This window comes from Pseudomonas sp. GL-B-12 (assembly GCF_019955895.1).
GTDB lineage: Bacteria > Pseudomonadota > Gammaproteobacteria > Pseudomonadales > Pseudomonadaceae > Aquipseudomonas.
Genome location: NZ_JAHBCX010000022.1, coordinates 93,855 through 108,132 on the forward strand (window position 1 = coordinate 93,855; position 14,278 = coordinate 108,132).

Sequence of the window (14,278 nt, forward strand, 5' to 3'; positions counted from 1 at the left end):
GTGACTGGATGAAAATCATCATCCTCGGAGCAGGGCAGGTGGGCGGCTCGCTGGCGGAACACCTGGCCAGCGAAGCCAACGACATCACCGTGGTCGACACCGATGGCGAACGCCTGCGCGATCTCGGCGACCGCCTGGACATCCGCACGGTACAAGGTCGCGGCTCGTTCCCGACCGTGTTGCGTCAGGCCGGAGCGGATGACGCGGACATGCTGGTCGCCGTGACCAACAGCGATGAAACCAACATGGTCGCTTGCCAAGTCGCCCACACCCTGTTCCACACCCCGACCAAGATCGCCCGGGTTCGCGAAGCCGCGTACCTGACCCGTGAGGAGCAATTGTTCCAGAACGAAGCGATTCCAGTGGACGTGCTGATCAGCCCGGAACAAGTGGTGACCAACTACATCAAGCGCCTGATCCAGCACCCCGGCGCCTTGCAGGTAATCGACTTCGCCGAAGGCAAGGCGCAACTGGTGGCAGTGCGGGCGTACTACGGCGGGCCACTGGTGGGCCAGCAACTGCGGCAGTTGCGTGAACACATGCCGAACGTGGAAACCCGCGTCGCGGCGATTTTCCGTCGTGACCGGCCGATCCTGCCCCAGGGCGACACGGTGATCGAGGCCGACGACGAAGTATTTTTCATCGCTGCCAAGGCGAACATTCGTGCGGTGATGAGCGAAATGCGCCGTCTCGACGAAACCTACAAACGCATTGTCATCGCCGGTGGCGGGCAGATTGGCGAGCGTCTGGCCGAGGCCATCGAAAGCCGTTATCAGGTGAAAATCATCGAGATGAACCCGGCACGCTGCCGTCATCTCTCCGACACACTGGACAGCACGGTGGTGTTGCAGGGCAGTGCTTCGGACCGCGACCTGCTGATGGAAGAGAACATTGCCGACGCCGACCTTTTCCTGGCCCTGACCAACGACGACGAAGCCAATATCATGTCTTCGCTGCTGGCCAAGCGCCTGGGTGCGAAGAAGGTGATGACCATCATCAACAACCCGGCTTATGTCGATCTGATCCAGGGCGGCGACATCGACATCGCCATCAGCCCGCAACTGGCGACCATCGGCACCTTGCTGGCCCACGTACGCCGTGGCGACATCGTCAGCGTGCACTCACTGCGCCGGGGTGCGGCAGAAGCCATCGAGGCGATTGCCCATGGCGATGCGAAATCGAGCAAGGTCATCGGCAAGGCCATCGAGAACATCGGCCTGCCGCCGGGCACTACCATCGGTGCGATTATCCGTGACGAAGAAGTGATCATCGCCCACGACGACACCGTGATCGAAACGGGCGACCATGTAATTTTGTTCCTTGTGGATAAAAAGCATATTCGCGATGTGGAGAAGTTGTTCCATGTGGGGTTGAGCTTCTTCTGATCCTTTAGACCGCCTTCGCTGGCAAGCCAGCTCCTACAGAGAATCGCGCATAACCTGTAGGAGCCGGCTTGCCGGCGAAGACGATTTTGCAAACGACACCCATTCGGAAATATCGCCATGATCGAATCCCTGGAAAAAATGCTCGCCAAGGGTGTGGATAACGCTTTGCTACGCTTCGGACTGGGCAAGGGCTATCTGGATCTGGGGGAGAACGCCAAGGCTGCGGAGCATTTCCAACGCTGCGTCGAATTCGATCCGAAGTATTCGGCGGCGTGGAAACTACTGGGCAAGGCCCATCTGGCGCTGGCGGACTTTGCGGCCGCGCGGCAGGCCTGGGAGCAAGGCCTGGAAGCCGCTCGCGGCCATGGCGACAAGCAGGCCGAGAAGGAAATGACAGTGTTCCTGAAGAAGCTCGAGCGTCAGGCGCACTGATCAGAGATAACGCAAACCGATGCCCTCGGCATCCACCAGCACCACCTCCATGCGTACCCGCGGCGCGCCTGTGGGTAAGTCCTGCACCTGACCGTAAACAACCGCCCCCCCGGGGCAGCGTCGACAGTTGCGGATGCTTGACGTAAACGCCGGTGGTCGACAGGTTGCGCGTCTGCCCCAGGCAATCACCGATGCTTTCGTGACTGATCTTGATTCGGAACGACTTGCGGTGTTCGGACATCTTCTGCGCCCTTGAATGAACGGTTGTGGATAACCCCGATGCCAAGGTTATCCACAGATCATGCCAATTGAATCAATACCAACGCTCTTCACCCGGTGGACGCTTCTTGAAGCGCTTCATGCTCCACATGTACTGGCTCGGGTACGCCCGCACATAGCGCTCGACCACCTGGCTCATGGCCGCACAGGACTCCGCCGTGTCAGTGCTGTACATGGCCTCTGGCGCGGCCTCAAGGATCACTTTGTAGCCTGAACCGTCCGGCAGGCGCAGGGCGTGCAGGAACACGCCGACCGCTTTGCCGCCGGCCAGCATGTTCGGTACGAACTTGCTGGTCAGCGCCTGAGTGGCGAAGAACGGCACGAAAATCCCGGCGGATTCGGCCGGTTCCGGGTCAGCAGGAATGCCCACTGCACCACCTTTGCGCACTTCCTTGATGACGCTGAGGATGCCTTCTTTTGTGGAAGCGGCGACCTTGTTACCCAACTGCACCCGCTGCTTTTGCAGCAATTCATCCACAGCCTTCAACTTCGGCGGACGATAGAAAATGATCGGTTTGCACTGGCTGCAATAGAAGTGGTTCAGCACCTCCCAGTTGCCTAGGTGGCTGGTGATGCCGACCACGCCTTTGCCGGAGGCGAGGGCGTCCTTCAATATGTCGAGGCCTTCGACTTCGCGCACCAGGTCGATGGAGCGCTGGGCCGGCCAGATCCAGGCGCAGGCGCTTTCGGTCAGGGACTTGCCGATGTCCTTCAGGCTCTGACCCACCAGGCGCTCACGCTCGGCGGGGTCCATGTCCGGAAAGCACTTGGACAGATTGATCCGTACCACGTCGCGGGAACGGTTCGGGGTTTTCCACATGACCCAGCCAATCGCCGAGCCCACGGCCTGCACGGCCCGCCACGGAAGCAGGGCAAACAGCCGCAGAGCGCCTACCAGCAAGGCGCCTTTCAACTTATCCACAGGTCACTCCTGATTTTGTGCTGTGCGCGAGGCGGCCATTCTAACCGCCGTTCGCCAACTGCGCGTAGCGGTCGCAGTCCCGGGTGTGATCCATGACCATGCCCGAGGCCTGCATCAGCGCGTAGCAAATGGTCGGCCCGACGAACGTGAAACCGGCTTTTTTCAGGCCTTTGCTCATTTCCACGGCGGTCGGCGTCACGGCCGGGACTTCGCTGCGATCCTTGAAATGATTGATCACAGGCGTGCCACCGACGAACGACCAGAGAAACGCCACCGGGTCCTCCAGCGCCAGCCACGCCTGGGCATTACGCCGGGCGGCGTTGAGCTTGAGGCGGTTGCGGATGATGCCGGGATCAAGCATCAACTCGTCGATTTCGGCATCGCTCATCTGCGCCACGCGCTGGACATCAAAACCGAACATCACCTGGCGATAATGCTCGCGTTTACGCAGCACAGTGATCCAGGAAAGCCCGGCCTGGAACCCTTCGAGCAAAAGCAACTCGAACAAACCCTGCGCATCGCGTAGCGGCGTGCCCCACTCCTGATCGTGATATGCCATGTACAGCGGATCTTCGGAACACCAAAAGCAGCGTGGCATAAGGCTCCAGGGGGCGTGCGCAGCAATGAATCGGGTATACTCCCGCTCTTTAAATCGCAGCCCAAGAAACAGGTGAATTTCGTGAGCCAGCCTACGCCAGCCGTGCGTACCTTCCAAGACTTGATCCTCGCCCTCCAGCAATACTGGGCCGAGCAAGGTTGTGTGGTACTTCAGCCCTACGATATGGAAGTAGGCGCCGGCACTTTCCACACCGCAACGTTCCTGCGCGCCATCGGCCCGGAAACCTGGAACGCTGCCTACGTGCAGCCAAGCCGCCGTCCGACTGACGGCCGCTACGGCGAAAACCCGAACCGTCTGCAGCACTACTACCAGTTCCAGGTGGTCCTGAAGCCGAACCCGGACAACTTCCAGGAACTGTACCTGGGCTCCCTCAAGCACGTCGGCCTGGACCCGCTGGTCCACGACATCCGTTTCGTCGAAGACAACTGGGAATCGCCGACCCTCGGCGCCTGGGGTCTGGGCTGGGAAGTCTGGCTCAACGGCATGGAAGTGACCCAGTTCACCTACTTCCAGCAAGCGGGCGGCATCGAGTGCTACCCGGTGACCGGCGAGATCACCTACGGTCTCGAGCGTCTGGCCATGTACCTGCAAGGCGTGGACTCGGTCTACGACCTGGTCTGGGCTGACGGTCCGTTCGGCAAAGTGACCTACGGCGACGTGTTCCACCAGAACGAAGTGGAGCAGTCCACTTACAACTTCGAACACGCCAACGTCGACAAGCTGTTCGAACTGTTCGATTTCTACGAAAGCGAAGCCAAGCGCCTGATCGAACTCGACCAGCCGCTGCCGTTGCCGAGCTACGAAATGGTGTTGAAGGCTTCCCATACCTTCAACCTGCTGGATGCGCGCCGGGCAATCTCGGTAACTGCGCGTCAGCAATACATCCTGCGTGTACGCACCCTGGCGCGTTCCGTTGCGCAAGCCTACCTGCTGGCTCGCGCCAAGCTGGGCTTCCCGATGGCGACCCCGGACCTGCGTGATGAAGTACTGGCCAAGCTGGAGGCTGCACAATGAGTGCTCTGGATTTTCTGGTTGAACTGGGCACTGAAGAACTGCCACCCAAAGCCCTGAACACCCTGGCCGAGGCGTTCCTCGCCGGTATCGACAAGGGCCTGCAAGCTGCCGGCCTGAACTACGAGAGCAAAACCGTTTATGCCGCCCCGCGCCGCCTGGCCGTGCTGATCACCGCACTGGCCACCCAGCAGCCGGATCGCAGCATCAACCTCGACGGCCCGCCACGTCAGGCCGCGTTCGATGCCGAAGGCAACCCGACCCAAGCAGCACTGGGCTTCGCCAAGAAGTGCGGCGTCGACCTGAGCGAAATCGATCAGAGCGGCCCGAAACTGCGCTACAGCCAGAGCATCGCCGGCAAGGCGACCGCGAGCCTGCTGCCGACCATCGTCGAAGATTCCCTGAACGACCTGCCGATCCCGAAACGCATGCGTTGGGGCGCGCGCAAGGAAGAATTCGTTCGTCCGACCCAATGGCTGGTGATGCTGCTCGGTGACCAGGTCATCGATTGCACCATCCTCGCCCAGAAGGCCGGCCGCGATTCCCGTGGCCACCGCTTCCATCACCCGGAAAACGTGCGCATCGGTTCGCCGTCCAGCTACCTGGCCGACTTGCGTGCCGCCTACGTTCTGGCCGACGCCAACGAGCGTCGCGAGATCATCAGCAAGCGCACCGAAGAGCTGGCCACCCGTCAGGAAGGCACGGCAATCGTTCCGCCAGCCCTGCTCGATGAAGTGACCGCGCTGGTCGAGTGGCCGGTGCCGCTGGTGTGCTCGTTCGAGGAACGCTTCCTCGACGTGCCACAGGAAGCCCTGATCACCACCATGCAGGACAACCAGAAGTACTTCTGCCTGCTGGACGCCGACGGCAAGTTGCTGCCACGTTTCATTACCGTGGCCAACATCGAGAGCAAAGATCCACAGCAGATCATCGCCGGTAACGAGAAAGTGGTTCGCCCACGCCTGACCGACGCCGAGTTCTTCTTCAAGCAAGACAAGAAGCAGAAGCTCGAAGACTTCAACCTGCGCCTGCAAAACGTGGTGTTCCAGGAAAAACTCGGCAGCGTCTACGACAAGGCAGAGCGCGTTTCCAAGCTCGCCGCGTTCATCGCTCAGCGCATCGGCGGCAACGCTGCATGGGCAGCCCGTGCGGGCTTGCTGTCCAAGTGCGACCTGTCGACCGAGATGGTCGGCGAGTTCCCGGAGATGCAAGGTGTCGCCGGTTACTACTACGCCCTCAACGACGGCGAGCCGGAAGATGTCGCACTGGCGCTGAACGAGCAGTACATGCCGCGCGGTGCTGGCGCTGAACTGCCGAGCACACTGACCGGTGCGGCCGTGGCCATCGCCGACAAGCTCGACACCCTCGTGGGCATCTTCGGTATCGGCATGCTGCCAACCGGCAGCAAAGACCCGTACGCCCTGCGCCGTGCCGCACTGGGCGTGTTGCGTATCCTGATCGAGAAACAACTGGATCTGGACCTGACCGACGCCGTGGCCTTCGCTGTGGATGCCTTCGGGACCAAGGTCAAGGCTGCCGGCCTCAATGAATCGGTGCTGGAATTCATTTTCGACCGTCTGCGTGCCCGTTACGAAGACGAAGGTGTCGATGTCGCGACCTACCTGTCGGTACGTGCTCTGAAGCCGGGTTCGGCCCTGGACTTCGACCAGCGTGTACAAGCGGTACAGGCCTTCCGCAAACTGCCGGAAGCTGCCGCCCTGGCCGCGGTGAACAAGCGCGTGTCGAACTTGCTGAGCAAGGTCGAAGGCTCGGTGCCTACCGTCGTGGAAGCCAAGTACTTCGACAATGCCAACGAGTTCTCCCTGTACTCGGCGATCCAGCAGGCTGACCAGGCTGTACAGCCAATGGCCGCCTCGCGTCAGTACAGCGAATCCCTGGCGCGCCTGGCTGCACTGCGCGAGCCGGTGGATGCGTTCTTCGAAGCCGTGATGGTCAACGCAGAGGACGCAAAAGTCCGCGCCAACCGTTATGCGTTGCTGGCGCGTCTGCGTGGGTTGTTCCTCGGCGTTGCCGACATTTCGCTGCTGGGTTGAGGGACTGCTGTTGAAACTGCTGATTCTCGATCGGGACGGCGTGATCAATTACGACTCCGACGCTTACATCAAGTCGGTGGAGGAGTGGATTCCACTCCCCGGTTCGATCGAAGCCATCGCGCAGTTGAGCAAGGCCGGCTGGACGGTAGCGGTCGCTACCAACCAGTCGGGCATCGCTCGCGGTTATTACGACCTCGCCACCCTGGATGCCATGCACGAGCGCTTGCGCGCGCTGGTGGCGGAGCAGGGCGGTGAAGTCGGCCTGATCGTCTACTGCCCGCACGGGCCGGACGAAGGCTGCGATTGCCGCAAGCCGAAACCCGGGATGTTGAAAACCATCGCCGCTCATTACAACGTGTCGCTGACCAATCTCTGGTTCGTCGGCGACAGCCTTGGTGACCTGGAAGCCGCCAAAGCCGTCGATTCACAGCCAGTTTTGGTAAAGACCGGGAAAGGCGAAAAGACTTTGGGTAAAACCCTTCCGGTTGGCACATTGATTTTTGACGATCTGGCGGCGATTGCCGCAGAACTTATCCACAATTAGAGTGCTTCTGAAATTCCTGATAAAGGACCCATCAGGAGTGCGCTTTATACAGGCGGGCAATGCCCGCAACGGTAAACGTCACCATGTCGATATTGCAGGCCATCAGAACCTTCCTCTTTTACCTGCTGCTGGGCACCAGCTCCTTGCTGTGGTGCAGCCTGAGTTTTTTTATCGCGCCGTTTTTGCCTTTCAAGGCGCGTTATCGCTTCATCAACGTGTATTGGTGCCGCTGCGCCCTGTGGCTGAGCAAAGTGTTTCTGGGCATTCGCTACGAAGTGAAGGGTGCCGAGAACGTACCTGAACGGCCTTGCGTCATTCAGTCGAACCACCAGAGCACGTGGGAGACGTTCTTTCTCTCTGCTTACTTTTCACCGCTGAGCCAGGTGCTCAAACGTGAATTGCTCTATGTGCCGTTCTTCGGTTGGGCCATGGCCATGCTGCGACCGATCGCCATCGATCGCGACAACCCGAAAGCCGCACTCAAGCATGTTGCGAAGAAGGGCGATGAACTGCTCAAGGACAATGTTTGGGTGCTGATCTTCCCTGAAGGCACGCGCGTTCCTTTCGGCACCGTCGGAAAATTCTCGCGCGGTGGCAGCGCATTGGCGGTCAACGCCGAATTGCCGGTGCTGCCGATTGCGCACAACGCAGGCAAGTTCTGGCCGAAAACCGGTTGGGCGAAGAAGCAGGGCGTCATCACTGTGATCATTGGCGCACCGATGTATGCCGAAGGCAACGGGCCACGAGCCATTGCCGAATTGAACGACCGGGTCCAGGCGTGGAACGAGCAGATGCAACGGGAAATGGGCTCGCTGCCACCGGCTCCGCAAGCCCCGGTTTCAAACGATCAGGTGGCTGTCTGAGATTCTGTGGATAACCTGTGTACCGTTTCATTGAAAACCGTTGTTATTTGTACGTAACTTTATGATTTTTTTACATATTTCTCAGAGAGATAAAAACCATAAAAACGTGCATAAGTTTTTTTCGGACGTAAAAAAACCGGCTGATATAGCCGGTTTTTTATGCCCGGAACAATCGCAGACTGTCGACATGACAGGGCGACCTGGGTCGCTCACTTTCATTCTGTAAACAGTGGAAATTGCAGCCTGAATGTCGTGCCCTGACCCACCTCGCTCTGACACTCGATTCGCCCGCCGTGCCGATCCACAACGGCTTTGACCATCGATAATCCCAACCCCACGCCATCGATACCCTGGGCGGAAGAAAAGCGTCGGTATTGGCTGAACAGTTCGGGTAACTCCTCAGCGGAGATGCCTTTGCCCTGATCGATGAGCTCACAGATCAGCCAGCCGTCGCGCTGACCGACGCGCAAACGGATGCGAGTACCTGAAATACTGTACTTGATGGCATTTTCCAGCAAATTGAACAACGCCCGGGTCAGCAGCGCCTGATCCGCCAGAACCAGACTTTCCTGTGCCTCTTCTTCCACTTGATGAACCAGTTCGATCTGTTTCAACTGCGCGATGGGCAGCGCCTGGTCGAACACATCCAGCACCAACATCGCAAACAGGCTCGGCTGAAACTGATAAGCCTCGGACTCGGCCCTCGCCAGTTGAACGAAACCGTCAGTCAGCTCCAGGGCCCGACGTACCTGTAGCTCGATTTGATCAAAGAGTTGCGAATCACCGCCCACCTGGTGACGATGGACGTCGAGCAACGCGAGGATGGCCGAGTGAGGCGCCCGCAGGTCGTGAGACAGGAACCGCAACAGGACCGCACGCTGTTCCTCCGCATCGCGCTCCACACTCAAATCAGTCAGGTTCCATAGCCAGCCGACCGGAATATCACCGTCTACCGGCAACAACCCGGCACGCTCCAGACGCAGGCTGCGTTCCTTGAGGTCGCAAAACTCCAGCAGCGGCAGTGTCGATAAAGACGAGCCCGGCCCACGGCTCATATCCGGATAACCGAGCTGTCTAAGTCGCCCGAGCACATCATCGCCGACCAGATCCCCGCCAAACAGGTCGCGAGCCTTGCGGTTGCCGAGCAGAATCTGGCCTTGGGGATCGCTGATCAACGTGGCCACCGGCAAGTACTCCAGGCCATCGGCAATGAATCGGTGGGTATCGCGGGTCAGGCTCATGGCTTGTTCCAGCGCCATGATCTGCTTCTGCAATCGGTCGCCACCGGGATACTGGGCACGACGGCGCTCCGGAAACACTTTCGGCTCGCTGTCCAGCCGCGCCAATTCCCAACCGAAATAGGTCAGCACCACACTGAGGCGCCGCCAGTTCCAGATCAGATAACCAAACAGCATCCCCAGCACCGCAGGCGTCGGTGACCACCACCAGCGCTTGAACTCCGCAAGGCCGGCGCTGATCAGCAACGCACAAGCCATCCCCGTGAGCGTCAGCCAGAGCGCCAGGCGCGGGCGCCACAGCAACAGCCCAAGCACGCACGTCACCAGACCAAGGGAAAGCCATGCACTCAAGCCTGGGGATGCATCGCCCAAGTTGATTTGCGCGCGATAGGACAGCAACGTCGTCAGCGGCAACAGCACGAGACTTATCCACAACCACTCGCGCACCAATTGCCGAAACAATCGCTGCACTTGGCTTGGCTCTCGGCTTTCACGGCGGCGTTGGTCAAACATGGCCAACGGGGGAGGGCGGGGTGAATGGGTTCATGGTTCCTACGCCTGAGGTTTCGACTCAAAGAATCATAGCGGACGCCGCGACCAACGGCGGGCCGCTTGCTTTCGCTGTATCGATTGAGCCGCTATCGTCGATAAAGAGCTGCCCAAGCGACAAGGAATCACCCTGTATGCGCGTTGCGATACTGGACGATGAGCCCGCCGAACTGCGCCGGGTCGAACAAACCCTGCAACAGATGGCCGAAGCCGGAGAGCAGCCGTGGTCGCTGTACAGCTTCGAACGGGGCGAAGACCTGTTGCGCCTACTGCGTAGGGAAACTTTCGACCTGCTGATCCTCGACTGGCAACTGCCTGACCTCACGGGTTTGTCATTGCTGCTCTGGACCCGCGAGCACATGGAAGCGCCGCCTGCGGCAATCATGCTCACCAGTCGCGACGGCGAAAGCGATATCGTTCAGGCCCTGAATGCCGGCGCCGACGACTACGTCAGCAAACCGTTCCGCCCCAATGAACTGAAAGCCCGTGTTGGCGCGGTCCTGCGCCGGCATGGCCAGCAGCGCGCGGCGGCCGAAGGGTTGAGCTTCAATGATCTGGTTTTCGACGACGCCGAACTGACCGTCACTCGCGACGGCAAACCAATCGTAATGACCGAACGCGAATACCGCCTGGCGCATTGCCTGTTCAGCAACCTCGGTCGACCGCTGTCGCGGGATTACCTGTACGAACGACTCTGGCCCCATGAAGAAATGTCGTCGTCCCGGCCGCTGGACACCCACATCTATCGTCTGCGCAACAAGCTTGGCCTGACGGCGGATCGCGGTTGGCAGTTGCTGACGATTTACGGGTATGGGTATCGGTTGGAGAGTGTGGCGCCCGTAGCCGAATAGCCCATTAGCATTTACGTTCAGGTGGAGGCTTGAATCTCAATGGTCACTCTTCCACCGACTTTCCATGAAGTTTCTTCGCGGCGGACTCCACTTGTTTGATACTGCTTTCGGGAACAGGTAGATCCTCCGGCATGGTTCCTCCCAATTCGGCAATGGTCTCTCGTACCTTTCTACCTACTTCCAGATGAACCTGATTGGCCTGGTGCTTACCTTGGACGTTATCGCGGCGTAATTTTTCTTCAGCTTGTGTCGCACGAAACAAATTGGCAGCCAGTTCAGTTGAACCCATGTAATCCAGAATTTTCTGACTCTTTTTGAGCCCTTTGCGTTGGTGAATGGCTTTCTGATCAAGCCCGCCATATAGCCCCTGGTATCCATGATTCTGGAAAATGGCGAAGTCCAAGCCTGTTTCAACTCCGGCTTGCTGCGCCGCTTCAACCAATTGCTTGTTGTGCTCACGCAGTTCATTACGCAGTAACAAGCGCTTCTGATCGTCCCTTAGCTTCTGAAAGGTGGCGTCATCTGCCAATTCCTGACGTCGAGTCTGGAGCGCGAAGTAAGTCTGCCCCGCGGCAATAACCGGCTTGGTAGGGTCGCCGTTCTGTACGATCAGATAGCAAGCATAACGAGAGAGCCGGACATCCTTCAGTTCCCGCTGGGAACCCGACCCCAGAGAAACCATTCTGGTGGAGTCAACAAAATGGTTGGTGACCAGGTGATTACTGAGCTCACAAGCCTGTATAGCCTTGCCAATGACATTCTCGAAGTTCCGCCACTCTCGGTACTCCAACAGAGGCGCAAGCTCTCGGGCAGACCAGTATTCAAAACCATCGTTCGATAGGTGCTTCAGGCCCTCAAAAGACTGATGCTGCTCGCTCAAAGGTAATCCCTCCACAGGATTGGATATCCAGAACCGGTTCGATTCGATAACCCGGTTGAGCGTTGCATCGACACCAAAACTAATCAATGGTGTATTAACAAATGCAAACATAGTTACCGCGTAGTCGCAGACAGCGCCATCACGCCAAAGCAATTATCCAAAAATAAAAAGCCCGGCGAATCAGAAATCCTCCGGGCTTGATTTTGCTTCACAGACAGCTACAACCCATTCGATCAGAAGTCCAGGTTGGACACCGCCAGGGCGTTGCTCTCGATGAAGTCACGACGTGGTTCGACCGCATCACCCATCAGGGTGTTGAAGATCTGGTCCGCGCCAATGGCGTCTTCGATGGTCACTTTGAGCATCCGGCGCTGGCTTGGGTCCATGGTGGTTTCCCACAGCTGATCCGGGTTCATTTCGCCCAGACCTTTGTATCGCTGGATGGTGTGACGCTTGGTGCTTTCAGCCATCAGCCATTCAAGGGCTTCCTTGAACTCGGTCACCGGCTTCTTGCGCTCGCCACGCTGGATGTACGCGCCGTCGTCCAGCAGGGTGCTCAGTTGAGCGCCTAGCGAAACGACAGTCTTGTAATCGTTACTGCCGAAGAAGTCGCGGTTGAAGGTGACGTAGTTCGACAGGCCGTGGGAGATCAGTTCGACCTCTGGCAGCCAGACGTTACGTTCACGATCTTCACGCAGGCTGGCTTTGTAAACCAGGCCGGACTTCTCTACGGTGCGCAAGCGAACTTCGTACTGAGCCAGCCAATCTTGCATTGCTGCATGATCGGACAGTTGCTCCATGCTCACCGCTGGCAGGTAGATGAAGTGCTCGGTCAGCTCCTGTGGGTACAGGCGCGACAGACGCTTGAGGGTCTTCATCACCAGACGGAAGTCATTCACCAGACGCTCAAGCGCTTCACCGGAGATGCCAGGTGCTTCTTCGTTCAGGTGCAGGCTCGCATCTTCCAGGGCCGACTGCGTCATGTACTCTTCCATGGCCTCGTCGTCTTTGATGTATTGCTCTTGCTTACCTTTCTTGACCTTGTAAAGCGGTGGCTGAGCGATGTAGATGTAGCCGCGTTCGATCAGCTCCGGCAACTGACGGAAGAAGAAGGTCAGCAGCAGGGTACGGATGTGCGAACCGTCGACGTCAGCATCGGTCATGATGATGATGTTGTGGTAACGCAGCTTGTCGATGTTGTACTCGTCGCGGCCGATGCCGCAGCCCAGCGCGGTGATCAAGGTGCCCACTTCTTGCGAAGAGATCATCTTGTCGAAGCGCGCCTTCTCGACGTTCAGGATCTTGCCCTTCAGCGGCAGGATGGCCTGGGTCCGACGGTTACGCCCCTGCTTGGCGGAACCGCCAGCAGAGTCACCTTCCACGAGATACAGTTCGGAAAGGGCAGGGTCTTTTTCCTGGCAGTCAGCCAGTTTGCCCGGCAGCCCGGCGATATCCAGCGCGCCTTTACGACGGGTCATTTCACGGGCTTTACGCGCCGCTTCACGAGCACGCGCCGCATCGATCATCTTGCCGACGACCAGCTTGGCTTCGTTCGGGTTTTCCAGCAGGAAGTCGGAGAAGTACTTGCCCATTTCCTGTTCGACCGCGGTCTTCACTTCGGAAGACACCAGCTTGTCTTTGGTCTGGGAGCTGAACTTCGGATCCGGTACTTTCACCGAAATGATCGCGGTCAGGCCTTCACGGGCATCGTCACCGGTGGTCGCGACTTTGTGCTTCTTCGCCAGACCTTCGGCTTCGATGTAGGTATTCAGGTTACGCGTCAGTGCGGAACGGAAACCCACCAGGTGAGTACCGCCATCGCGCTGTGGAATGTTGTTGGTGAAACACAACAGGTTCTCGTTGAAGCTGTCGTTCCACTGCAGGGCGATTTCCACGCCGATGCCGTCTTCGCGCTGAATGTTGAAGTGAAACACCTGATTGACCGCAGTCTTGTTGGTGTTCAGGTATTCAACAAACGCTCGCAGGCCGCCTTCGTACTTGAACAACTCTTCCTTGCCACTGCGCTCATCCTTGAGGACGATGCCGACACCGGAGTTGAGGAAGGACAGTTCACGAATCCGCTTGGCCAGGATGTCCCAGCTGAAGTGGATGTTCTTGAACGTCTCGGCCGATGGCTTGAAGTGAATCTGGGTGCCGGTGGTTTCACTCTCACCAACGATTTTCATCGGCTCTTGTGGAACACCGTGGACGTAAGTCTGTTCCCAGATTTTGCCGCTGCGGCGAACGGTCAGGACCAGTTCTTTGGACAGTGCGTTCACCACCGACACACCTACACCGTGCAGGCCACCGGATACTTTGTAGGAGTTGTCGTCGAACTTACCGCCGGCATGCAGTACGGTCATGATGACCTCGGCTGCCGAAACACCTTCTTCTTTGTGCACGTCTACCGGGATGCCACGACCGTTGTCGCGAACGGTGATGGACTCATCCGGGTGAATGATGATGCTGATGTCGTCGCAGTGGCCGGCGAGAGCTTCGTCGATCGAGTTATCGACCACTTCGAACACCATGTGGTGCAGACCGCTGCCATCGTCGGTGTCACCAATGTACATACCGGGACGTTTGCGTACGGCATCCAGGCCTTTCAGCACTTTAATGCTCGTTGAGTCGTACGTATTTTCTTCGCTCAA

Annotated in this window: 12 protein-coding genes and 1 pseudogene; 7 read left to right on the forward strand and 6 right to left on the reverse strand. The window is 58.5% G+C overall.

Annotated elements, in window-relative coordinates; translation table 11 throughout:
* Positions 1 to 8: 8 nt before the first annotated feature.
* Entirely contained in the window at positions 9 to 1,385 is a 1,377-nt protein-coding gene (gene trkA / locus KGA85_RS13150) for a Trk system potassium transporter TrkA (protein ID WP_075946934.1), read from the forward strand.
* 117 nt (positions 1,386 to 1,502) lie between these two features.
* A complete protein-coding gene (locus KGA85_RS13155; RefSeq protein ID WP_057397334.1) occupies positions 1,503 to 1,817 on the forward strand; it encodes a tetratricopeptide repeat protein in 315 nt (104 codons plus the stop codon).
* Here the strand turns inward: KGA85_RS13155 and KGA85_RS13160 are convergent.
* The 3 genes and pseudogenes from KGA85_RS13160 to KGA85_RS13170 form a co-directional block, all read right to left on the reverse strand.
* Positions 1,818 to 2,058 (reverse strand): annotated as a pseudogene (locus tag KGA85_RS13160) (PilZ domain-containing protein). It abuts the gene before it with no gap.
* A 72-nt stretch (positions 2,059 to 2,130) separates the two neighbouring features.
* Positions 2,131 to 3,018 carry a lysophospholipid acyltransferase gene (locus KGA85_RS13165; RefSeq protein ID WP_223543163.1) on the reverse strand — a complete coding sequence of 296 codons (888 nt, stop codon included), beginning with the start codon at positions 3,016 to 3,018 and terminating at the stop codon, positions 2,131 to 2,133.
* A gap of 40 nt (positions 3,019 to 3,058) precedes the next feature.
* The gene (locus KGA85_RS13170) at positions 3,059 to 3,616 is read right to left on the reverse strand and encodes a DNA-3-methyladenine glycosylase I (protein WP_007985082.1); all 558 of its coding nucleotides are present in this window, start codon (positions 3,614 to 3,616) and stop codon (positions 3,059 to 3,061) included.
* An 81-nt stretch (positions 3,617 to 3,697) separates the two neighbouring features.
* On the opposite strand from KGA85_RS13170, the gene glyQ reads away from it, so the two are divergent.
* From glyQ to KGA85_RS13190, 4 genes are all read left to right on the forward strand, one after another.
* Entirely contained in the window at positions 3,698 to 4,651 is a 954-nt protein-coding gene (gene glyQ / locus KGA85_RS13175; RefSeq protein ID WP_003187265.1) for a glycine--tRNA ligase subunit alpha, read from the forward strand.
* Positions 4,648 to 6,702 (forward strand): glycine--tRNA ligase subunit beta, encoded by a 2,055-nt coding sequence (gene glyS / locus KGA85_RS13180; RefSeq protein ID WP_223455154.1) that lies wholly within the window; start codon positions 4,648 to 4,650, stop codon positions 6,700 to 6,702. Before glyQ ends, glyS begins: the two co-directional genes overlap by 4 nt.
* A 4-nt stretch (positions 6,703 to 6,706) precedes the next feature.
* A complete protein-coding gene (gmhB, locus tag KGA85_RS13185) occupies positions 6,707 to 7,246 on the forward strand; it encodes a D-glycero-beta-D-manno-heptose 1,7-bisphosphate 7-phosphatase (protein WP_165798734.1) in 540 nt (179 codons plus the stop codon).
* 83 nt (positions 7,247 to 7,329) lie between these two features.
* Positions 7,330 to 8,109, forward strand: coding sequence for a lysophospholipid acyltransferase family protein (locus KGA85_RS13190; RefSeq protein ID WP_223455494.1), 780 nt, complete (start codon positions 7,330 to 7,332; stop codon positions 8,107 to 8,109).
* A 215-nt stretch (positions 8,110 to 8,324) separates the two neighbouring features.
* Here the strand turns inward: KGA85_RS13190 and KGA85_RS13195 are convergent, their stop codons facing one another.
* On the reverse strand, positions 8,325 to 9,860 hold the full coding sequence (locus tag KGA85_RS13195; RefSeq protein ID WP_223531980.1) for a sensor histidine kinase: 1,536 nt from the start codon (positions 9,858 to 9,860) through the stop codon (positions 8,325 to 8,327).
* A gap of 170 nt (positions 9,861 to 10,030) precedes the next feature.
* Between KGA85_RS13195 and KGA85_RS13200 the strand changes: the two genes are divergently transcribed.
* A complete protein-coding gene (locus KGA85_RS13200) occupies positions 10,031 to 10,747 on the forward strand; it encodes a response regulator transcription factor (protein WP_223455158.1) in 717 nt (238 codons plus the stop codon).
* A gap of 43 nt (positions 10,748 to 10,790) precedes the next feature.
* On the opposite strand, the gene dinD is transcribed toward KGA85_RS13200, so the two are convergent.
* A complete protein-coding gene (gene dinD / locus KGA85_RS13205; protein ID WP_263289140.1) occupies positions 10,791 to 11,738 on the reverse strand; it encodes a DNA damage-inducible protein D in 948 nt (315 codons plus the stop codon).
* 122 nt (positions 11,739 to 11,860) lie between these two features.
* Positions 11,861 to 14,278 (reverse strand): DNA topoisomerase (ATP-hydrolyzing) subunit B, encoded by a 2,418-nt coding sequence (gene gyrB / locus KGA85_RS13210; RefSeq protein ID WP_223455160.1) that lies wholly within the window; start codon positions 14,276 to 14,278, stop codon positions 11,861 to 11,863.